The sequence below is a fragment of the Nocardia cyriacigeorgica GUH-2 genome, from assembly GCF_000284035.1.
Lineage (GTDB): Bacteria > Actinomycetota > Actinomycetes > Mycobacteriales > Mycobacteriaceae > Nocardia > Nocardia cyriacigeorgica_B.
In genome coordinates this window covers 2,219,564-2,240,405 of record NC_016887.1, presented here as the reverse complement: position 1 = coordinate 2,240,405, position 20,842 = coordinate 2,219,564, and the positions used below count along the sequence as shown (strand labels likewise).

The following is a 20,842-nucleotide window of genomic DNA, read 5'->3' as shown; positions in this document are numbered from 1 at the left end:
CCTCATCCTTCCCGGCCGGGACCGGCCGCCGCGATGTCTTTGTCCGCCGACACCGAACCGATCATCTCCAGCAGTTCGCTGTGCACACCCGGCGCGGCGGCCAGCACCGAGCCCGATTCGATATGCCACGGTTCACCGGCCAGATCGGTCACCACGCCCCCGGCCGCCCGCACCAGCGCCACCCCGGCCGCGTTGTCCCACGGATGATGCCCGAACACGATCGCCCCGCCCAGCGCGCCCGAGGCGGTGAAGGCCAGGTCGATGCCGGTGGAGCCATGCATCCGCACCCGCGACGACAGCCGGCTCAGCGCACCCAGCAGATCGAACCGGAAACGGCCCGGGATGCGGCCGCGCGAGTCGACGTTGAACGCGCCGAAACCGATCATCGCCTCCGACAGCGTCCCGGTGGGCAGCGGCGGCAGCGGCACACCGTCGAGCAGCACCGGACCACCGGCCACGGCGGCATAGCGGCGGCCCAGCACCGGCAGCCAGGTCAGGCCGAGCACCGGTTCGCCGTCGCGGACCAGCGCCAGCAGCATGCCCGACAGCGGATGGCCGGACGAATAGTTGAAGGTGCCGTCGATGGGGTCGAGCACCCAGGCGGTGCCGCTGGTCAGCTGCGGGCCGCCGAATTCCTCACCGTGCACCTCGATCCCGGTGAGCTGGTGCAGCCGCGCGGAAATGGTGCGCTCCAGTTCCAGGTCGAGTTCGGTGGCGAAATCGTTGTGGCCCTTGTCGACCGCGCTGGGCGCGCCGAGGCCGTCGACGAAGCGCACCGCGGCCGCGTCCAGCACTTCGGCCGCCAGCGGCAGCAGGGTGGCGGGATCGGGGTAGGTGACGGTCATATCGGTGGGTCAGCGCACCGCGGCGAGCGCCTCGGGCAGCGTGAACCGGCCCGCGTAGAGCGCCTTGCCGACGATCGAGCCCTCCACGCCCTCGGGCACCAGTTCGGCGATGGCGACCAGGTCCGCGATGGTGGACACGCCGCCGGAGGCGATCACCGGGGCGTCGGTGGCGGCGCAGACCTCGCGCAGCAGGTCCAGGTTGGGGCCGGTCAGCGTGCCGTCCTTGGTGACGTCGGTGACGACGTAGCGCGAGCAGCCGTCGCGTTCGAGGCGCTCGAGCACCTCCCACAGGTCGCCGCCGTCGCTGACCCAGCCGCGTCCGCGCAGCCGGTACTCACCGTCGATGATCCGCACATCCAGGCCCACCGCGACCCGCTCGCCGTACTCGGCGATGGCCCGGGCGCACCACACCGGATCCTCCAGCGCGGCGGTGCCGAGGTTGACCCGCGCGCAGCCGGTGGCCATCGCGGCCTTCAGCGATTCGTCATCGCGGATGCCGCCGGACAGCTCCACCTTCACATCGAGTTCGCCGACCACCTCGGCCAGCAGTTCCCGATTGGATCCGCGCCCGAACGCGGCATCCAGATCCACCAGATGCACCCATTCCGCGCCGGCTTCCTGCCAGGCGAGCGCAGCCTCACGGGGCGAACCGTAGCTGGTCTCGCTCCCGGCCTCCCCCTGTACCAGGCGCACGGCCTCTCCATTGGCAACATCGACGGCGGGCAGCAGCACAAGACTCACTCCGTACAGCCTAGTAGCTCACCTCCGGCAACCCCGCTTCGGGCCTGCGGTGACGATGCCTGTGCGGCGCCGCGCTGCCCGCGTCGAATCCGGGTCGCGCGGCCAGGAGCCGGCGTCAGCCTCGCAGGTCACCTCTGTGTGGCGCGACCAGGCCGGATTCGTAGGCCAGGATCACCAGCTGCGCGCGATCGCGGGCGTGCAGTTTCATCATCGCCCGATTGATGTGGGTTTTCGCGGTGAGCGGGCTGATCACCAGGCGTTCGGCGATCTCGTGATTGGACAGTCCCCGGGCGACCAGCACGACGGCTTCGCGTTCTCGCTGGGTCAGTTCGTCCAGTCCGGCGGTTACCGGCCGGGCCGGGCCGCTGGTCACGTAGCGGTCGATCAATCTCCGGGTGATCGACGGCGCGAGCAGCGCGTCCCCCCGGGCCGCGACCCGCACCGCATGCAGAAAATCCTCCGGCTCGATGTCTTTGACCAGGAACCCGGCGGCCCCGGCGCGCAGCGCCTCGAAGACGTACTCGTCCATGCCGTAGTTGGTCAGGATGACCACGTGCAGCCCAGCCAGCTCCGGGTCCGCGGCGATGCGCCTGGTCGCCTCGATACCGTCGAGGACCGGCATCTGGATGTCGATCAGCGCGATATCGGGACGATGCTGCCGGGCCAGCGCCAGCCCCGCGCTCCCGTCGCCGGCCTCGGCGACGACCTCGATATCGTCCTCGAGGTCGAGTAGCGCCCGGAATCCGCTGCGGATCAGCGGCTGATCGTCGACCAGCAGCACCCGGATCATGGCCGCTCCACGGGGAGTTCGGCGTGTACGGAGAATCCGCCGTCGCCGCGCGGCGCCGCACGCAGGCGTCCGCCGAGGGCGGTGACTCGCTCGCGCATCCCGAGCAACCCGACTCCGTGGACCGGCCTGCTGCCTGGAACCGCGATGCCGTCGTCATCGACCCGGATGACGAGGGCGTCGGGCCGGTAGTCGATATGCACCGACACCGTGTCCGCGGCGGCATGGCGGGCGACATTGGTCAGCGACTCCTGCGCGATCCGGTAGCCGGTGCGGTCTACCGCGGCGGGCAGACCGTGGCGTTCACCGTCGACGGTGAGCGTCGCGTCCAGTCCGCTCGCGCGGGCCCTGTCCACTAGAGCGGGCACGTCGGCGAGTCCGTGCGGCGGGGTTTTGTCGTCGTCGCGCAGCGCCTCGAGGGTCGCCCGGAGCTCCCTGGCGGCTTCCCGGCCCGCGTCCCGGATCGTCAGCAGCGTCTGCGGAACGTCCTCACCGCGTTTGCGCGCGACATGTACCGCCGCCTCGGATTGCACCTTGATGACCGAGATCTGGTGGGTGAGCGAATCGTGCAATTCGCGCGCGATATGCAGGCGTTCCTCGTCGGCGCGGCGGCGCGCGGCCTGCTCGCGGGTCCGTTCGGCCTCGTCGGCGCGCCGCTCGGCCTGCCGCAGGGCTTCCCCCGCCGCGCCCGCCGCGAGCAGCCAGGCCAGCTCGAGCGCGCCGCGGGCCCGCGCGAACGCGGCAGCGGGATCACGCAGCTCGATCAGGGCCGTGAGCTGGAACGCGATGAGCAACAGCACCGCCGCGGTCACCGTGAGCACGCGGTGCCCGGCCCGCATCGCAGCGTAGACCGCGAACAGGAAGGCCACCGCGGGTACGTCGAAGCCGATGGCGCGGTATCCGAGGGCGCACAGCCCCGTCACGGCCAGCACCGCCACCGGAGCGCGCCGGCTCGCGGCCAGGGCCAGCCCGCTACCGGCCAGCAAAGCGTAACCCAGCGGAACGAGGGCACCGCCGGCCTCGTGATCGGAGAGCCCGGCGACGAGCAAGATCACCGCCACGGCGGCGGCGATCACCGCGTCACCCAGCAATCCCCTGGTCATGAATGAACCCTAACGGGCCATGAGCGGCGGCAAATCCGCTACCCGAATGATTCCGCGCTACCGCGGACGCAGTAGATCGCCGGCGCCGCGCTGCGCTCGCGGTACTCGCCTACTGCCCTTCGCGCAGGATGAATTGCCTTCTCCCGCAGGATGTTCGGCCGTGGTGGCGAGGCGGATGATCGCAACATCAGGATCGTCGAAGGAGCCACTCATGTCCGTTCGTACTGTGCCCGCACAGATGTCTGTTCGCGCGTTGCCCGCCCTCACGTCGGCTCGCGCCCTGCCCACACCCTCATCGGTTCACGCCCTGCCCACAGCCACGTCCGCCCGCGCCTTGCCCACACCCACATCCGCCCGCACCCTGTCCACACCCACGTCGGTTCGCGCTCTGCTCGTATCGGCGGCGGCCGTGGTGTTCACCGGGTTCGCTGTCGCGCCCGCGGCGGCCGCGGTACACCAGGTCGCCGCGCCGACCGGGATGACCTCGGGGCGGCTGGGCCCGACGCTGACCGCGTTGATCGGGTTGGTCGGCGTCATCGCGGGCGGCCTGGCGCTGGCCCGCGCACGGCGCGGCGCGGCAGGCAGCCGAGCCGGCGCCATCGCACTGACGACGGGAGCCATCGCCGTGCCGGCGGGCGCCTGGTTCGCCGTCACCGCGGACGGCGGTCCCGGCACCGGCAATGGCATTGTCGGAGCCTGGATCGCCATCGCGCTCGGCCTCATCGGCGCGGCGCTCGGCGGCGTGAGCCTCGCCCGCGCCCGGGGAGCTGCCGGCACAGCGCCGTGATCGATCGTCACGGTGGCGCACCCGCTCCTTCCCGTCGGATAGCGGGCAAGCCCGCGCGAGCAGTGTCGCGCGCGTCGAATCAGCACCCGCGGTGCCCGTGCTGCACCTGCACAGGCACCGCTCCGACACCGGCACTGGCACGGGCAGCGGGGCGGCACCGGCCCGACACCGATTACAGCGCTGCCACGATGTCGTCGGCTGCCGTCGCCAGCACTCGCGCCCGGTAGCACAGCAGCGCCGCCACTACCGCACATGCCGCGGTGACTCCTGCCGCGAGAATCCGGAAACCCTGCCCGACCAGGAATTCCGTCGCCGCCTGTTCTATCTCCGCCAGGGTGTGCTGGTCGCGATCGTCGAACAGGATCGACGCACGCGGCCACTGGTAGAGCACCGACAGCAGGAACTGCCCGCTGATCAGCGAGACCAGCGAGGCGACCATCCACCCGCGGGCGAGGCGGTAGCGCACCGCGACGGCGCACGCGATCAGCGCCGTCAGCGTCAGTACCCCGCCCATCGGCCGCATCACATCGCCGACGGCGACCACGCTCATGAATTCCTCGGTCTGCGCCAGCGACTGCGGCACGTCACGAAAGATGTTCGGGTACAACAGCATTGTCTCGACCGCGGTAGTGGCGAACGCGAAACTCGCGACGACCGCGTACACCCCGATCACGGTCGACGCTACGGTGACGGACCTCATGGCGACCTCCTGGTCCCCACGCTAGAACGGCGGGCAGGCGGGCGAATCCGGGCGCGGCCCTGGAATTTCCGACCCCGGGCTCAGGGTTGTCCCCGACGCGGCGCCCGACGGTCGCCACCGCTCGCCTGCGAGCCCGGCACGATCGCGGATATGCCCGAAGACCTGCCCCCAGAACTCGACACGCGCTCGGCCGTCGAGGGCACAGCGCACCCGCCGCTACCGGTCTTCCACAGCGGCCGCGCGAGAGCCGCGGAGCATATGGACCGCGAGATCGCCGATCACATCAAGGAACGGTCCGGTCCTCCGCTGACCTACAGCGACCGCACCCAGTTGCGCAGCAGATGCGCCCCGGCGTCCCCGGACTTCTCCGGATGGAACTGCGTCGCCGACAGCGCACCGTTCTCCACCGCGGCCAGGAATTTCGTCCCGTGTTCGGCCCAGGTGAGTTTCGGGGCGGCGATGTGGTCGCTGGTGGGCAGGTCCCACTGCTGGGCGGCGTAGGAGTGCACGAAGTAGAAGCGGGTGTCGGCGTCCATACCGGCGAAGAGCACGCTGTCGGCGGGGGCCTCGACGGTGTTCCAGCCCATGTGCGGGAGCACGGGGGCATCGAGGCGGGCGACGGTGCCGGGCCACTCACCGCAGCCTTCGGTTTCCACATCGAACTCCACACCGCGGTCGAACATGATCTGCATGCCGACGCAGATGCCAAGCACCGGCCGTCCTCCGGCCAGGCGCTGGCCGATGATCCGTTCCCCGCGCGCCGCGCGCAGCCCGGCCATACAGGCCGCGAAGGCGCCGACGCCGGGCACCACCAGACCATCAGCGGCCAAGGCGGCTTTCGGGTCGGCGGTCACCTCCACCTGGGCGCCGGCCCGCGCGAGCGCGCGTTCGGCCGAATGCAGGTTGCCGGAGCCGTAGTCCAGCAGAACCACCGAGGTACTCACAGCGCCCCCTTCGTCGACGGAACGCCGCTGACCCGGGGATCGGGTTCGACGGCCGCGCGCAGCGCCCGTGCCACCGCCTTGAATTCGGCCTCGGTCACATGGTGCTGGTCGCGCCCGTACAGCACCCGTACGTGCAGTGCGATGCGGGCGTTGAGCGCGATCGATTCGAAGACGTGCCGGTTGAGCACTGTCGAATACGGCGCGCCCGGCTCACCGCGCCCGCGCACCGGCGATCCCGGGATCACCGCGTGCAGCAGGTGGTCCGGCTCGCCGACGTGCACGCAGTACGGCCGCCCGGACACGTCGACGGCGGCGTGGGCGAGGGTTTCGTCCATCGGGATGTAGGCGTCGCCGAAGCGGCGGATGCCCTTCTTGTCGCCGAGCGCCTGGCCGAGTGCCTGGCCGAACACGATCGCGGTGTCCTCCACGGTGTGGTGGGCCTCGATCTCGATATCGCCGTCCGCGCGCACGGTCAGGTCGAAGCTGGCGTGCGCGCCGAGCGCGGTCAGCATGTGGTCGTAGAACGGGACACCGGTGGAGATGTCGGTGCGGCCGGTGCCGTCGAGGTTCAGCTCGACGACGATGCTCGACTCCTTGGTGGTGCGCTCCACCCGCGCGGTTCGGTTCATGCTCGCTTCCGTGCTCATCGGGCGGTCCCGGTGGTCAGTTCGGTGCCGGCCAGTTTCGCGCTGACCCGCAGGAATTCGTCGTTCTCGGCGGCCAGGCCGATGGTGGTGCGCAGGAAGCCTGGGATGCCGACATCGCGGATGAGCACGCCCTCGTCCAGGTAGTGCTGCCAGGCGCGGGCCGCGTCGGTGAAGCGCCCGAACAGCAGGAAGTTGGCGTCACTCGGCACCACCTCGAAGCCGAGGGCGGCCAGTTCGGCCGCGACCCGGTCGCGCTGGGCCGCCAACTCCGCGACGCTGCCGAGGGTTTCGTCGGCGTGGCGCAGGGCGGCGCGAGCGGCGGCCTGGGTGACCACCGACAGGTGATACGGCAACCGCACCAGCAGCAGCGCATCGATCACCGCGGGCGCGGCGACCAGGTAGCCCAGCCGCCCGCCGGCGAAGGCGAAGGCCTTGCTCATGGTTCGGCTGACCACCAGTTTGGTCGGGTAGGCGTCGATCAGGCCGATGGCGCTGGGCTGGGCGGAGAACTCACCGTAGGCCTCGTCGACGATGACGATGCCCGGCGCCGCCTCCAGGATCCGTGCCAGCTCCGCCGACGGCACACTGTGCCCGGTGGGGTTGTTCGGGCTGGTCACGAACACCACGTCGGGCCGGCGTTCGGCGATGGCGGCCAGCGCGGTGTCGATATCGAGGGAGAAATCGGCGGACCGCTTGGCTTCGATCCATTCGGTGTCGATGCCCTCGGAGATGATCGGGTGCATCGAGTACGAGGGCACGAAGCCGAGCGCGCGCCGTCCCGGCCCGCCGAAGGCCTGCAACAGCTGTTGCAGGATCTCGTTGGAGCCGTTGGCCGCCCACACGTTGCTCGCATCCACCGCCACGCCGGTCTGCCTGGTCAGGTAGGCGGCCAGATCGGTGCGCAGGGCGACGGCATCGCGGTCGGGATAGCGGTGCAGGTCGGCGGCGGCGGCGCGGATGGCTTCGGCGACGTCGTCGACCAGGGCACGGCTGGGCGGGTGCGGGTTCTCGTTGGTGTTGAGCTGCACCGGCACCGTCAGCTGGGGCGCGCCGTAGGGGCTCTTGCCGCGCAGGTTGTCCCGCAGCGGCAGATCCGCCAGGCCGATGCGCGCACCGGGCACGGCGCTCACGACAGCGCCTCGAACCGCGCCTGCACGGCCTGCCCGTGGGCGGGCAGATCCTCGGCATTGGCCAGCGCCACCACGTGACCGGCGACGTCCTTCAATGCCGCCTCGGTGTACTCCACGACGTGGATGCCGCGCAGGAAGGTTTGCACGCTCAGGCCCGAGGAGTGCCGCGCACAGCCCGCGGTGGGCAGCACGTGGTTGGAGCCCGCGCAATAGTCACCCAGGCTGACCGGGGCATACGCGCCGACGAACACCGCACCCGCACTGCGCACCCGCGCGGCCACGGCCGGGGCGTCGGCGGTCTGGATCTCGAGGTGTTCGGCGGCGTAAGCGTTGACCACGCGCAGGCCCTGTTCGATGTCGTCGACCAGCACCGTGCCGGACTGGGCGCCGGTGAGCGCCTCGGTGACCCGGTGCGCGTGCTTGACCACCGTCAGCTGCGCCGAGAGCGCGGCGTCGACGGCGTCGGCGAGGGCGACGCTGTCGGTGACCAGCACGCTGGCGGCCAGCACATCGTGTTCGGCCTGGCTGATCAGGTCGGCGGCCACGTGCACCGGATCGGCGGTGGAGTCGGCGAGGATGGCGATCTCGGTGGGGCCCGCCTCGGCGTCGATACCCACCAGACCGCGGCACAGCCGCTTGGCGGCGGTGACGTAAATATTGCCGGGGCCGGTGATCATGTCGACCGGCGCCAGCTGCTCACCGGTGGTGTCGGTGCCGCCGTAGGTCAGCAAGGCCACGGCCTGCGCGCCGCCGACCGCCCACACCTCGTCGACGCCGAGCAGTCGCGCCGCGGCCAGGATGGTCGGGTGCGGCAGTCCGCCGAACTGGGCCTGCGGCGGCGAGGCCACCACCAGCGATTCCACGCCCGCGGCCTGCGCCGGGACCACGTTCATCACGACGCTGGACGGGTAGACCGCGTTGCCGCCCGGCACGTACAGCCCGACCCGCTCGACCGGAACCCACCGCTCGGTGACGGTGCCGCCGGGCACTACCTCGGTGACGGTGTCGGTGCGCCGCTGATCGGCGTGCACGGTCCTGGTGCGTTCGATGGCGACCTCGAGCGCGGCCCGCACGGCCGGGTCGAGCTTGTCGAGCGCGGCGGCCAGTTCGGCCTCGGGCACGCGCACGGCGGGCGGGACGACCCCGTCGAACTTCTCGCTGAATTCCTGTGCCGCGGCCACGCCACGGTCGCGGATCGCCTCGACCACCGGACGCACCTGATGCAGCACCGAGTCCACGTCGACTCCCCCGCGCGGCAGCGCGGTGCGCAGCTCGGCAGCGGAGGGAGTACGACCGCGCAAATCGACGCGGGCGAGCTCGATGCGGGATGTCATATCGGTGTCGATCCTTGTCTCCAGCGGGTTCGCAACGGGAAAGTTGCCTCTACCAGCCTAATGGTCGGACGCCACCGGTTATCCTCGCGGGCTGCCCAGTGTGCGCCGGGCCCCACACCGTCGTCCGAATCGGCACGTCACGACGTCCGCACCACGGGTCGTAGGCTCACCGGCCACCGCTCGGCATCCGCGACATCAGCACACAAGCCGGGCGGCAGGCACTGGCCCAGCGACCTCGGGATCCTGGCCCCGCCTGTTCTCGAGCGCAGCGGCGGCGCAGCTCCGCGACGCCCTCGCCGGTGAGGTCGTCGAGCGCGGCCGTGCGGCCGACCATCGCCAAGGCCAGCGCCTCGCCAGGGCCAGACACCTCCGGCCCGTCACCCGAGGACCACGACACGTCGGTGGCGACGAAACGCAGGCCGTCCGCGGGCCGGACCGCACCTGCCGGGTGCCTCCGGCCCGGTACCCTCAGGCCGGGACCAGCCGGTGGATCGTCATCGGCTCGGCCAGCACCTGGTCGAGCACCGCGCGCACGTGCTGGAAGTGGGCGGTGGTGAAATGCTCGTCCAGCGCCCGCGCTCCGGTCCATTGTTCGACCAGCACCATCCGCGCCGGATCATTGGGATCGGAGTACGGGTGGTAGGCCAGACAGCCCGGTTCGTCCAGCGATAGTTCGATCATCGCTTCCAGGGCCGTGCGCAGCCGGTCTTCCCGTCCCGGCGTGGCGCGGAATTCGGCGATCACGAACAAGGTCATGCGGTGCTCCTTCGATGCGGTGGGACGGCAGCGCTGCTGGTGGTCGTCGATCGCCGCGGGTGCCCGGGGGGAACGACCCGGCGACGATGGGCCGGTCACGGCCGTATCGGCCCGGTCCCGGCTCCGGTGGCGGTGAGCGCCGCGGCGACCTCGGCGAGGTCCTGATCGGTCAGCCGCAGCGACGACGCGCCGATCCACCCATCGATCTGGGCTGCCGTACGTGCTCCGGTGATCGCACCGGTCACCCCGGACCAGGAGGTGGCCCAGGCCAGGGCCACCTCGGCGACGGTGACGCCATGCCTGGCCGCGATCGGTCGCAGCGCTTCGACCAGCGCCAGGTTGGCCGTGAGACCGGTGGTGAAATCGGCATGGGCAGCGCGCCAGTCGTCGGCGCCGAGGGTGCGGGCGCGCTCGGCGGTGAACGCACCGGTCAGCAGGCCCGATTGCAGCGGTGAATAGACGATCACGCCGGTGCCGTTGTCGCGCGCCCAGGCGATCTCCGGAGCCGCCGACCGGTTGATCGCGGAGAACGGCGGCTGGATGGCGTCGACGTGGGCGATCGACTCCGCGGTGGCGAGCTGGGCCAGGTCGTGATTGGACAGCCCGATCGCGCGCACCTTACCTTCCTTCTTCAGATCCGCCATGAGCTGCCAGTACTCCTCGAGCGGGGTGGCGTGCTCACCTGCCCGGCCCTCCTCGCCGTAGACGAAGATCGCGCCGGTGTCCGGCCAATGCACCTGGTACAGGTCGATGTGGTCGACGCGCAGCCGGCGCAGCGAGTTCTCGAGTTCGGCGCGCACGATCTCCGGTCGCATGACCCGCCGCGGCGGTCCGCTCCGGTCATCGCCCTCGCCCCAGATCAGGCCGGTTTTGGTGAAGATGTAGGGGCGGTCGGATTCGGGGATGTCCGCCAGAGCGCGGCCCACAAGTTCCTCCGCGTGTCCGAGGCCGTAGGCCGGTGCCGTGTCGAGCCAGTTCAGGCCGGAGCTCACCGCATGCCGGATGGCGGCGATCGAATCCGCGTCCTCGGTCGCGCCCCAGGAATACTCCCAGCCCGCACCGGCCATCACCCAGGTCCCGAGACCGAGCGGGGTGAGGTTCATGCCGGTGTCGCCGAATGCGCGAGTGGTGCTCATGTTCGTTTTCTTCCTTTCGCACCGGAGCGGTTCCGGTTCGACCACCACTGTCCGGCGTCCGGCACCCGGTAAACAGTGCTGGTCGAGCCTGGGCATCCGATGACCAGGCATGGACGCCGCCGCACCGCGATACTGGACCCCATGACCTTGGATCGACGGGCTGAACTCGGTGAATTCCTGCGTTCCCGGCGCGCGCGGCTACGCCCAGAGCAGGTCGGGCTCCCCGAGCACGGTGGCCGGCGGCGCGTTCCCGGATTACGCCGGGAGGAGCTGGCCTTGCTGGCCGGGGTCAGCGTCGACCATTACGTGCGCCTGGAACAGGGCCGCACCCTGCACTTTTCGGAGTCCGTGCTGGATTCGGTCGCCCGCGCGCTGCGATTGAATCCGGTGGAGCGCGATCATCTGTATCGGCTGGCCCGGCCCTGGTCGGGTACCGATCCGCTGGAGCGGCAGCGGGTGCGCCCCGGGCTGTCGCGGCTGCTGGATGCGGTGACCGACGTGCCCGCCTATATCGTCGGGCGCGGCACCACCGTGCTCGCCTGGAACGCCATGGCAGCGGCCCTGATCACCGATTTCGGTGCACTGCCACCGCGGGAACGCAATCTGGCCCGGTTGGTGTTTCTCGACGAGGGCATCCGCGCGTTGTACGAGGATTGGCCGGGTAAAGCCGCCGATGTGGTGGCCTATCTGCGTTTGGACCTGTCCCGGCATCCGGCCGACCCGAGCATCACCGAACTGGTCGACGAACTCTGCGCCACCGCACCGGATTTCCGCGGGCACTGGGATCGGCACGAGTTGAAGGACAAGACCCACGGCCGCTACGTCTACCTGCACCCCGTGGTGGGTCGGCTCGATCTCGGTTTCGAAACCCTGCGCCTGCCCGACGATCCGGACCAGGCCCTCATCGCCCACACCACCGAACCGGGATCGCCCAGCGCGGATTCGCTACGGCTGCTTGCGACGATGGCGTCGAACGCGCTGCACGGATAGTTCGGCCGCGTTATCGCGCGCCGCGACCCCTACCGGGTGTCGCTGTCGATGAGCAGCCGCCCACCGCCGGCGTCGATGATGCGCAGGCTGGGGTTCTTGCTCTGGCCGCCGTAGGTGAGGCCGGTGACGCGCATGTCGACCGAGCCGTCTGCGTTGACGCCGTTGGGGGCGTAAATGCGGCCGAAGCTCTGGATGGTGCGGCCGTCGGCGCTCCAGTACTGCCGGAAACCTTGCTGGTCGGTGTAGACCTTCTGGGCGGCGGGTGTCAGCAGCGACCAGGAGCTCTCCGGGTCGCTGTAGAACCGCTCGACCAGCTGCCCGGCGGCGCCGATATCGGTGACCTTGCCGCCGACGCTCGGGGTCTGCCCGAGCAGCGGCACCGCCGCCGAGGTGCTCGGATCGCCCGAGGGCGCGGTGGCCACCGACGAGGCCGAGGCCTGCGGTGAGGAGTCGTCGTCGGCGCTGTTGAAGGCGCTCACCAGCAGCGCCGACACAGCCACCACCGCACCGACGAGGGCGCCGATGAGCACGGCCCGTCGTTTGCCCGCAGCCGGTGAGGCCGGGCGTGGCTGGGTGGTGGTGCGCGGATGGGCCGCGGTCTCGGGATGATCGCGCGCGGGCTCCACCGGGCGATGCGCGGCGGTATCCACCGCGACCGAACTGCGCCGCGGCGCGGGCTGACGTTCGGTGGCCGGGCCAGCGGCCGCGGCGCGGGAACGCAACGCGCGGGTGGCGACCACCTCGGTGGCGCCGTCGCCGTTGCGGCGGCCGTAGGCCTCACTGGCCGGGACGAATCCGGCGGGCACCGCGTCCTCGCCGGCGTCGGCGAAGGCGGCGAGCTGATCGCGCGCCATCCGCATGGTGGGCCGGTCCTCGGGCTGCGGGCTCAGCAGTTGCAGCAGGAAATCGGTTGCGGGACCGGCATTGCGCGGCTCGCTGACCTGCCCGTTGGCCGCTGCGTACAGCACGGCCAGCGGGTTCGAGCTTGCGCCGTAAGGCGGTTCGCCTTCGAGGGCGTGAAAGAGGGTGGCGCCCAGGGCGAAAACGTCGGCGGCGGGCGTCGGGTCGGCGCCGCGCGCCACCTCCGGCGCGAGATAGGCGGCGGTACCGCAGATCAGGCCGGTTTCGGTGAGAGTCACATCGCCCGCGGCGCGCGAGATGCCGAAGTCGGTGATCTTCACGGTGCCGTGGTCGTCGAGCAGCACATTGCCGGGTTTGACGTCACGGTGCACGATTCCGGCCTGATGCGCCGCGATCAGCGCCGAGGCGACCTGTTCGCCGATGCGCGCGACCTGGTTCAACGGCACCGCGCCCTGCGCCGACAGCACTTGGGCGAGGCTGCGCGATTTCAGGTATTCCATCACCAGGCACGGGTCGCCGTTGTGTTCGGTGATGTCGAAGACGACGATCGCGTTCGGATGCTGGAACCTGGCCGCGTTGCGCGCTTCCCGGATGGCGCGCTGGCGCAGCACATCGCGTTCCGCCTCGGGCAGACTGGGTTTGATGTGGATCTGCTTGACCGCGACCGATCGCTGCAAGCGCTCGTCGATGGCACGCCAAACTACGCCTGTGCCGCCGCTACCAATCCGCTCGACCAGGCGGTAATGCTCCGCGATCAACTGACCGGTATCGATGGCGCCTACTCCGAACCTTCTCGAAATGTGACAAATCGCGTACTTGACCGCTCGCGCGTTCGGCACGAGTGTAGCTGGCGTGCGGGCCGCACCGGCCACTGATACACCCCTCACTCGCCGCCGGCGCTCCCCACTACCCCGCCACCTGCGAGCACGGCACCGGCACCGTGCCGGATGGGTGCGAATTCAGCTCGACACGCCGCGCGACGCGCCGGAACGCGCGGTTCCTTTGCGGGCCTCGGAGCCCGGCCGCCTCAGCCCTGGTCAGCGACTCCCGCGCAGCATGCGTCCCGCGGCCTCCACGGCAGGGGCGGAACTGCCCGCGTCCGCCACGAACACCGCGAACGCCAGATCACCGTCGATGCCGACGAACCAGCCGTGCGCACTAGAGTTGTCGCCGTATTCAGCGGTGCCGGTCTTGCCGAGCAGGCCGGGGATGTCGGCGAGCTGGGTGGCCGTGCCCGCGGTGATCGTCTCGCGCATCATGGTGCGCACCTGCTCGGCCACGCCCGCGGGCAGCGGTGGCGGTGTCCGATCTGCGACGCCTGGCGCATCCGCGACGATCATCGGCGCCGGTGGGCTCCCGTGCGCGAGCGAGGCCGCGACCAGCGCCATGCCGAACGGCGAGGCGGTAACGGTGCCCTGGCCGATGCTCGATTCGACTCGTTCGGCGGGGGTGTCCGCGGGCGGGACCGAGCCGGTGACGGTGGTGAGGCCGGGAGTGACGTAGTCGATGCCGAGGCCCAGCTGCGCGGCGGTGTCGGTGAGCGCGTTCGGCGGCAGGTTCACCGCGAGCCGCGCCATGGTGGTGTTGCAGGAGCGGGCGAAAGCGGTGTGCAGCGGTACCTCACCCAGGTCGAATTTGTCGTCGTTGGGGATGCGGCGGCCCTCGATATTCGCCTCGCCCGGGCAGGGCAGCACGGTGTCCGGGGTGACGGCGCCGTTCGCGAGCGCCGCCGACACCGTCACCGTCTTGAACGTCGAACCGGGTGGATACAGCCCGGTCAGCGCGATCGGCCCCTGCGCGTCGGCGGCCTCGTTCTGGGCGACGGCCACGACCTTGCCCGTCGACGGCTGGAGAGCGACGACCGCGGCCGGCTGGGCGATCGGCGCCAGCGCCGCCTCGGCCGCGTGCTGGAGATTTATATCGAGGGTGGTGGTGATGTCGGCGGCCGGGCGGGGATCCTGGCCCGCGACGCGTTCGGTGCCCTGCGGTGTCTGTGCGTGCACGGCCCAGCCCGCGGCCTCGTCGGCGCGCTGCTGCCACAGTTCGTTGAGGCCGGACAGCGTCGGCGCGGACAGCGATTTGTCGGTGGTCAGCAGCCTGGTCTGCGGGGCCAAGGTGACGCCGGGCGTCGCGGCCAGGGCCTCCTGGATCGGCGCGATATCGCCGGCGCGCAGGGTGATCGGCGTGATGGATTTGCCTGCGGCAGCGGCGAGGTCGGCGTTCAGCGATTCGGCGGTGATGGTGGGCGCCAGCGGGGCGAGCAGCGCGGCGACGGCGGCGGTGTCGGCGCCGGGCGCGAGGTTCACCAGGGTGACGACCTGCTCGGTCATGAGTTCGCCCCCGCTCGCGTCGAGCACCCGCGCGGGGTCCGGATACACCGGCGCGTAACTCAGCGGCCCCTTCTCCAGGCCGGGCGCGACCGTCGCCGGGTTCCAGTCGATCTTCCAGTCATCACCGGATTCGGCAGCGGTACCCGTGGTGGTGTAGGTCCATTCATTTTTGCCGTCCTTGCCGAGCTTCCAGGTGGCGGCGAGGGTGAACCGGTCGTCGTCGGCACTGTCGACCCGGAACACCACCTCCGACCCCAACCCCTCGTACAGCCCGCGCAGCGCGTCCCCCGCCTGCGCCGGATTATCGGTCAGCGCCGCCGCCGCAGGCAGATCGTCCCTGTTCAGAGCCTCGACGAACTCGCCGGCCACGGTGTCGGGCTGTTCCGGCCCCGACGAGCATCCCGCGGACAACAATGCGACGGCGGCCAGTAACACGATGACTTTCCGATCGGTACGCACCCGCCCGAGGGTAGCGAGATACGGGCGATCCGACCGGGCCTGCGGTTGGCGCGGCGCGCCGGATGCCGTACCGGGCGCCGCAGCGGGGCGCGGGAATCCCCACTACCGCACGGAGCCTGCCGGACCGCCCGGCAGAAAGCGGATATTCCCCCACCAATCGGGCGGTCCGGACTTTCGATCAGGCTGGAGGTTTGCCCCCCTGGCCCCGTGGCACGCCGTCGCAAAAGATCGAGCGGCGTACCCCACTGCGCTGTCAAGCGCGCTGGGTCCAAGGAGCGGAAATCACCGCCTGCGCGTCGTCATCGGTGAGTTCGATATCGAATACTTCTGTCAGCACCTTCGGCAATTCGGCGAGTTCCACGTCACGGGATTCGCTTGTGCCGTCGGGGTATTCGGTGGTCCAGGTGGCGCCGTCGAGAATGTGGTGGGCGGCGGGGTGGAAGCGCTGGACGAAGGGGCGCTGGGTGAACGGGGAGCGCGGTGAGGTGGAGACGAAATGGTTGCCCACTTCGAAATCGATGCGGTATTGCGGGTTCAGGGTGAAGGTGTAGCGGTCGACCCAGCCGTCGCGGGCGAATTGGTGCAGCGTCCACAATTCGCTGCCGAGCTCACCCTCACCGCGCTCGAGACGGAATCTCCACTCCCCCAGGGTGAATTCGCCGCCGGAATCGGCGAGTTCGTACGGCGCTGCCGGCCCGGCCCCGAATCCGACGTCCACGATCCAGACCCGATCGTCATCGGCGGCGGTGACGCGCAGCAGAGCGTGCGTTGCCGGACGCAGCCCGCCCGAGCCCATCGTCACGCGACCACTGAGCCCGGTGACGCCGAATCCGAGCCGTTCCAGCGTCGCCGCGAATACCCCGACGTTCTCGTAGCAGTACCCGCCACGACGACGCCGGACCAGCTTGTCCTGCAAGGATTCGACATCCAGCGGCACCGGCCGGCCCAGCACCGCCTCCAGATTCTCGAACGGAATCGAGGTGGTGTGCGCGGCCACCAGCTCCCGCAGTGTCGCGAGGGTCGGTGCGCGCTCGCCCGCGAACCCGATCCGGGACAGGTAGGCGTCCAGATCCAGGTCGTCGCCGTTCCAGTGGTAGGCCGGGTCCGCGGGCTTGTTCATGGTCTCCTCGTTTCGTCGCAGTCGTCTCGGACAACCGCGGCGTCGGCGCACATGTTCCTGCCGGGAACGCGAAGGCACCACGCCGACGGCTGAGTGATTGCGATCACATTCCCTCTCCGCCGGGAACCGAGCGGCCCCTGATGCGTCCAAAACGTTGTACGACAACGTCATTCGAGTGAGGAATTCGACATGAAACTTCGGACTGCAAGCGTCATCGCGGCGGCCGCAATCGCCGGTTTCGGTGCGTTCGCCACCGGATCGGCCTCGGCCGCGCCGATCGACGCCGGGGTGGTGCTGTCCGGCGTCCCGGGCAATGGCTGCCCGCCCCCGCCGCTGGGCCCCGACGGCCGGCCGCTGCCGCCCCCGCTGGGCCCGGACGGCAAGCCACTGCCCCCGCCGATTGGCGCCGACGGCAAGCCGTGCCCGCCGCCGGTCGGCCCCGACGGCCGCCCGCCGCAGCCGTCGGCCGACCACTGACGGTCTGTTCGGCGCGGTGCCGCCCTACGCTGCGGCTGCACGGCAGCTGCGGCGGCTGGGCGGCACAACGGCCGCAGCAGCTGGGGCGGCACGGCAGATCGGGCGGCATCGACCGGCTCTTGGGCGGCACGGTTGCGCCCCGGCGCGGCAGCAGCGACGCTACGGCGGATGCGGCGACACGACGGCTGCGCCGACCGGGCGGCACCACGGCTGCGGGCGGCCGGGCGGCTGCAGCAGCTAGGGGCGGCACGACAGCTGCGGCGGCTAAGGGCGGCAGGCCGGCGCGACAAAACAGCCGGTCGGGGCACAACAGCCGGCGGGGCACGACAGCCGGCGCGGCAATCACCGCACGTCCGGAGTCCCTGGACGCGGTCTATTACCGACGAATCCCAGCGAATCAGCCCGACGCTGGGCGAGGGCGATGCGCGCGGATATCCACCGGCCGCCCATCCGGGTCGCGCGCCGTGATCGTCCATTGCGTCGGCAAGGTCTCGATCTCCCCAGCCGGCCACCCGGCGCCGAGGAGCCGTTCCCGGACCTGCACCAAACTCTCGTAACTGCCCACTCGCAGCCCCCACCCCGCCCGGCCCAGCGGATCGAGCTCGGCCGGCGTGGCGCTCTCGGTTTCGACGATCATCAAGTGATCGGCGCCGCCGACATCCAGGACCGCGATCCGTGGATCGCCGGTGGTAGCCGCGCGCTCGAAAGCGAGCCGCGCTCCCAGCATTTCGGTGTAGTAGCGCACCAATCGGTCGAGGTCGGAAGTGGACAGCGTGAGGTGATTGATTCCGTACAAATCGGGCATGGTGGCCCGAGCCTAACGCGGGCTACTCCTCGTCGGGATGTAACGCATCGAGGATCAGCGTGAGTCCGAACTCGAATTCGTCGGCGTAGGAGTAGTCCGGCCGGAGAGCTTGGTCGGCAATGAGTTCGGCCAAATGCGGGTACTCATCGACGGGCGCTTCGGTCAGGATGCCGGTGGCGACTTCGTCGAGTTCGGCGCGGTTGCTGAACGGCAGGCTCAGTTCCTGGAGCACGAAACCGTAGATGTAGCTGTCGATCACCGAAAACGCATGGGCGGCCATGGTTGTCGAGAAGCCGCCCGCACGCAGCACTCCGAGTACGGCATCGTGGTGACGCAACGTGGCCGGGCCCGGATGGCTGCGGGAATCCATCAGGCCGACGGCCCAGCGATGCCGCCGCAATGCCGCCCGGGTGGAGTGGGCGCGCTCGCGCATCGCAACCTTCCAGTCCGGGCCCGCGGCGGGGAGGTCGATCTCGCCGAACACCGCGTCGACCATCCCGTCGAGGATGTCGTCGCGACCGCGCACATGGTTGTAGAGCGACATCGCCTCCACGCCCAGCCCGGCCGCGACCGCCCGCATCGTGACCCCGGCTTCACCCTTCTCGTCGGCCAGCCGCACCGCGACCGCGATCACCCGGTCCCTGCTCAGCGGCGCCCGATCCGTTCGCTTCCGGCGCGTGCCCTGTTCGGCCATCCCACTCCTCCACCCTTGACGCACTTACATCGTAAGTCTACCCTGACTTACAACGTAAGTCTCACAATGACAGGCAGGAGTGCGGACATGAGCACGGATCAGATCCGGAAGGTGTGCATTGTCGGCGCCTCGGGCAAGCTCGGGCAGTACATGGTGCGCCACGCTCTGGATCGGGGTTACGAAGTCGTCGGCGTCTGCCGCGAAAAAAGCGTGCCGAAGCTGGCCGAGTACGCCGACCGCATCACCATCGTCCCCGGCCCCACCAACGACCGCGAGGTGATCCGCACGGCGGTGGCCGGCTGCGACGGCGTCCTGACCGTGCTGGCACCGTGGGGAATCCAGCAGTACTCGTCGGGTACCGCACAGGCCGTCCTCGATTACGCCGAACCCCATGCCCGCCTGATCTTCTCGTGCGGCTGGCACGTCGCCCGCGACGAGAACGACACCTACACCTGGCAGTTCAAGACCATCGTCCGGATCACCACCTGGCTGGCCCGCCTGGTCCGCGCGGTCGAAATCGACGACCAGGTCGAGGCCGCCCGCCGCATCTACGCCAGCGACCGCCCCTGGACCCTCGTCCGCGCCAGCGACCTCGAAGAAGGCGAAAGCCAAGGCCTCCCCATCTGGCGCCCCCACGTCGGCGACCCCGCCCTCGCCACCAACACCACCCGCCGCACCGACTTCGCCCTCTTCATGCTAGAAGCCCTAACCAACAACACCCTCATCCACCAGGCCCCCGCCATAGTCGGCCGCCTCTCCCCCAGCGCCCAGCCCGTCCTCCCGGCAGGAAGCTAGCCCGCCCCACACCGATGAGTGGTACATGACGCCGCCGACACACCGATATCCACTGCCTCATGTACCACTCGCCTTTTTGACGAGGGAGACGTGGGACTGGCGACACGGCGATGGGGCCGGTCTCATGTCTCCCTCGTGGGGCTGCCTGTGCGGGTTCGGGTGAGGAAGGAGTCCCAGGCGGTGGGGGTGAAGATGAGGGCTGGGCCGGTGGGGTTCTTGGAGTCTCGGACGGCGACGTGGTCTGCGGGGAGGTGGGCTACTTCGACGCATTCACTGTTCGGTGTGCGCTCTTAGTGGACTTGAACCACCGCGCACCGAAACTTACGGCAACGTCGCATCACCTCGTCACATTCACCGCTGGTCGAACGCCAGGCGCACTGGAGCCGCTACGCGTCCTCGAAGCAGCCGCTGCCCTCGCATGGTCTGCTGCGATTCTTCTCAACAGCAGCTTGCTGTCGGACACCGACAGCGCTACTCGCTGTGCAGCGGCATGTGCACGGCGATACTCCATGACCGTTTCCGGCCGACTGTAGAACAGGCATCCGCTCATCTGCTCGACGTGCACCACTGGTTGCTCACCGACTGGCTCGAGGATCACGTACGCCGCGACGAGCTGGGAATGCGGGTACGGCGCGCCGATCGGCACCACCCGCAACTGCACGTTCGCCGGGACATCTGCGAGCTTTCTTACTTGGTCAGCCATCAAGGCCGGGCTACCGACCACTCGCCGTAGCACCGACTCCTCGATGATGACGTCAAGGTTCAACGGATCGCGTGATCGCGTGAGGCGCCGTTGTCGCGTGGCTCGAACCTGGGCCGAGAGTTCGACCTCTTCGGGATCCATAGCAGACATCCTTGCCAGCGCCCGTGCGTAGTCCGGCGTTTGGAGCAGACCTGGACACAAAACACCCTGATACTGAGTCATGGTGGTAGAGCTGGCCTCCAAGCTCAGGTAAGTGGCGAAGTTTTCGTATCGATCATCGTGATCCATATGCCATAGACCGTCGTCGGCGGCTTCGATCTCAGCGACCAGTCGCTTCAGCCTCGGCAGCTCGTCCTCGGCATTGCTGAACTGACAGATTCCTTCGACGTCGCTCATGCGGATCGTACTTGCCGTACCCGTCTCCAGGCGCTGGATCGTTGTCGCCCCACGCCCGAGCAACCTCGCCATGTTCTCGATGGACAGCCCCGCGCCCTGGCGTATTTCCCTCAACTGGCAACCGAGGTGCCTGCGCGGAATGTTGGTCGGCACCGGCTGGTCGATCATCGTTCACCTTCCCCGTGTGGATGGCTTGGCAGCCCGTGGTGGATGGAACACGCCCCGCTGACGAACGGCCATCTCAGGATACTTCTGTGCACCCCCCAGAAACTGGAATCCGCTGGCAGAGGGGTGTTTACCTG

The 20,842-nt window shown here is 69.8% G+C and carries 21 protein-coding genes and 1 pseudogene; 4 read left to right on the top strand and 18 right to left on the bottom strand.

Annotated elements, in window-relative coordinates:
• Positions 1–2 precede the first annotated feature (2 nt).
• The 4 genes from NOCYR_RS10060 to NOCYR_RS10045 form a co-directional block, all read right to left on the bottom strand.
• Positions 3–845: an inositol monophosphatase family protein gene (locus NOCYR_RS10060; protein ID WP_014350259.1), complete on the bottom strand. Its 843-nt coding sequence runs from the start codon at positions 843–845 to the stop codon at positions 3–5.
• A 9-nt stretch (positions 846–854) separates the two neighbouring features.
• The gene (priA, locus tag NOCYR_RS10055) at positions 855–1,586 is read right to left on the bottom strand and encodes a bifunctional 1-(5-phosphoribosyl)-5-((5-phosphoribosylamino)methylideneamino)imidazole-4-carboxamide isomerase/phosphoribosylanthranilate isomerase PriA (protein WP_048833235.1); all 732 of its coding nucleotides are present in this window, start codon (positions 1,584–1,586) and stop codon (positions 855–857) included.
• A gap of 115 nt (positions 1,587–1,701) precedes the next feature.
• Positions 1,702–2,376: a response regulator gene (locus tag NOCYR_RS10050; protein WP_014350257.1), complete on the bottom strand. Its 675-nt coding sequence runs from the start codon at positions 2,374–2,376 to the stop codon at positions 1,702–1,704.
• On the bottom strand, positions 2,373–3,476 hold the full coding sequence (locus NOCYR_RS10045) for a sensor histidine kinase (RefSeq protein WP_014350256.1): 1,104 nt from the start codon (positions 3,474–3,476) through the stop codon (positions 2,373–2,375). The genes NOCYR_RS10050 and NOCYR_RS10045 overlap by 4 nt, the downstream gene beginning before the upstream one ends.
• Positions 3,477–3,687: 211 nt before the next feature.
• On the opposite strand from NOCYR_RS10045, the gene NOCYR_RS10040 reads away from it, so the two are divergent.
• The gene (locus tag NOCYR_RS10040; RefSeq protein WP_197538413.1) at positions 3,688–4,263 is read left to right on the top strand and encodes a DUF6223 family protein; all 576 of its coding nucleotides are present in this window, start codon (positions 3,688–3,690) and stop codon (positions 4,261–4,263) included.
• Between the two features lie 172 nt (positions 4,264–4,435).
• On the opposite strand, the gene NOCYR_RS10035 is transcribed toward NOCYR_RS10040, so the two are convergent.
• The 7 genes from NOCYR_RS10035 to NOCYR_RS10005 all read right to left on the bottom strand — a co-directional run bounded on the left by NOCYR_RS10035 (position 4,436) and on the right by NOCYR_RS10005 (position 10,910).
• Complete coding sequence (locus tag NOCYR_RS10035; RefSeq protein ID WP_014350254.1) at positions 4,436–4,963, bottom strand: hypothetical protein; 528 nt, start codon at positions 4,961–4,963, stop codon at positions 4,436–4,438.
• Between the two features lie 311 nt (positions 4,964–5,274).
• Positions 5,275–5,907, bottom strand: a complete 633-nt coding sequence (gene hisH, locus NOCYR_RS10030) for an imidazole glycerol phosphate synthase subunit HisH (protein WP_048833234.1) — start codon at positions 5,905–5,907, stop codon at positions 5,275–5,277.
• The gene (gene hisB / locus NOCYR_RS10025) at positions 5,904–6,536 is read right to left on the bottom strand and encodes an imidazoleglycerol-phosphate dehydratase HisB (protein WP_085996188.1); all 633 of its coding nucleotides are present in this window, start codon (positions 6,534–6,536) and stop codon (positions 5,904–5,906) included. Before hisB ends, hisH begins: the two co-directional genes overlap by 4 nt.
• Before the next feature lie 14 nt (positions 6,537–6,550).
• Positions 6,551–7,684 carry a histidinol-phosphate transaminase gene (locus NOCYR_RS10020; protein ID WP_014350251.1) on the bottom strand — a complete coding sequence of 378 codons (1,134 nt, stop codon included), beginning with the start codon at positions 7,682–7,684 and terminating at the stop codon, positions 6,551–6,553.
• Positions 7,681–9,018: a histidinol dehydrogenase gene (hisD, locus tag NOCYR_RS10015; protein WP_014350250.1), complete on the bottom strand. Its 1,338-nt coding sequence runs from the start codon at positions 9,016–9,018 to the stop codon at positions 7,681–7,683. Before hisD ends, NOCYR_RS10020 begins: the two co-directional genes overlap by 4 nt.
• A 468-nt stretch (positions 9,019–9,486) precedes the next feature.
• A complete protein-coding gene (locus NOCYR_RS10010; RefSeq protein ID WP_014350249.1) occupies positions 9,487–9,774 on the bottom strand; it encodes a putative quinol monooxygenase in 288 nt (95 codons plus the stop codon).
• A 95-nt stretch (positions 9,775–9,869) separates the two neighbouring features.
• Complete coding sequence (locus NOCYR_RS10005; RefSeq protein ID WP_014350248.1) at positions 9,870–10,910, bottom strand: aldo/keto reductase; 1,041 nt, start codon at positions 10,908–10,910, stop codon at positions 9,870–9,872.
• 141 nt (positions 10,911–11,051) lie between these two features.
• On the opposite strand from NOCYR_RS10005, the gene NOCYR_RS10000 reads away from it, so the two are divergent.
• Positions 11,052–11,900 (top strand): helix-turn-helix transcriptional regulator, encoded by an 849-nt coding sequence (locus tag NOCYR_RS10000; protein ID WP_048834060.1) that lies wholly within the window; start codon positions 11,052–11,054, stop codon positions 11,898–11,900.
• Between the two features lie 29 nt (positions 11,901–11,929).
• Here the strand turns inward: NOCYR_RS10000 and NOCYR_RS09995 are convergent, their stop codons facing one another.
• From NOCYR_RS09995 to NOCYR_RS09985, 3 genes are all read right to left on the bottom strand, one after another.
• Positions 11,930–13,519, bottom strand: a complete 1,590-nt coding sequence (locus NOCYR_RS09995; protein WP_048833233.1) for a serine/threonine-protein kinase — start codon at positions 13,517–13,519, stop codon at positions 11,930–11,932.
• 279 nt (positions 13,520–13,798) lie between these two features.
• Positions 13,799–15,550 carry a penicillin-binding transpeptidase domain-containing protein gene (locus NOCYR_RS09990; RefSeq protein ID WP_048833232.1) on the bottom strand — a complete coding sequence of 584 codons (1,752 nt, stop codon included), beginning with the start codon at positions 15,548–15,550 and terminating at the stop codon, positions 13,799–13,801.
• A gap of 253 nt (positions 15,551–15,803) precedes the next feature.
• Entirely contained in the window at positions 15,804–16,670 is an 867-nt protein-coding gene (locus NOCYR_RS09985; RefSeq protein ID WP_014350244.1) for an arylamine N-acetyltransferase family protein, read from the bottom strand.
• A 189-nt stretch (positions 16,671–16,859) separates the two neighbouring features.
• Between NOCYR_RS09985 and NOCYR_RS09980 the strand changes: the two genes are divergently transcribed.
• Complete coding sequence (locus NOCYR_RS09980; RefSeq protein WP_014350243.1) at positions 16,860–17,147, top strand: hypothetical protein; 288 nt, start codon at positions 16,860–16,862, stop codon at positions 17,145–17,147.
• A 397-nt stretch (positions 17,148–17,544) separates the two neighbouring features.
• Here the strand turns inward: NOCYR_RS09980 and NOCYR_RS09975 are convergent, their stop codons facing one another.
• Positions 17,545–17,952: a VOC family protein gene (locus tag NOCYR_RS09975; protein WP_014350242.1), complete on the bottom strand. Its 408-nt coding sequence runs from the start codon at positions 17,950–17,952 to the stop codon at positions 17,545–17,547.
• Positions 17,953–17,974: 22 nt separating this feature from the next.
• Positions 17,975–18,646 (bottom strand): TetR/AcrR family transcriptional regulator, encoded by a 672-nt coding sequence (locus NOCYR_RS09970; protein WP_014350241.1) that lies wholly within the window; start codon positions 18,644–18,646, stop codon positions 17,975–17,977.
• Positions 18,647–18,733: 87 nt separating this feature from the next.
• On the opposite strand from NOCYR_RS09970, the gene NOCYR_RS09965 reads away from it, so the two are divergent.
• Positions 18,734–19,441: an NAD(P)-dependent oxidoreductase gene (locus NOCYR_RS09965; RefSeq protein WP_014350240.1), complete on the top strand. Its 708-nt coding sequence runs from the start codon at positions 18,734–18,736 to the stop codon at positions 19,439–19,441.
• 122 nt (positions 19,442–19,563) lie between these two features.
• Here the strand turns inward: NOCYR_RS09965 and NOCYR_RS30885 are convergent.
• Positions 19,564–19,659: pseudogene (locus NOCYR_RS30885) on the bottom strand (DUF397 domain-containing protein); the annotation flags it as partial.
• 119 nt (positions 19,660–19,778) lie between these two features.
• Positions 19,779–20,708: a helix-turn-helix domain-containing protein gene (locus NOCYR_RS09960; RefSeq protein ID WP_014350239.1), complete on the bottom strand. Its 930-nt coding sequence runs from the start codon at positions 20,706–20,708 to the stop codon at positions 19,779–19,781.
• Between the last annotated feature and the right edge of the window lie 134 nt (positions 20,709–20,842).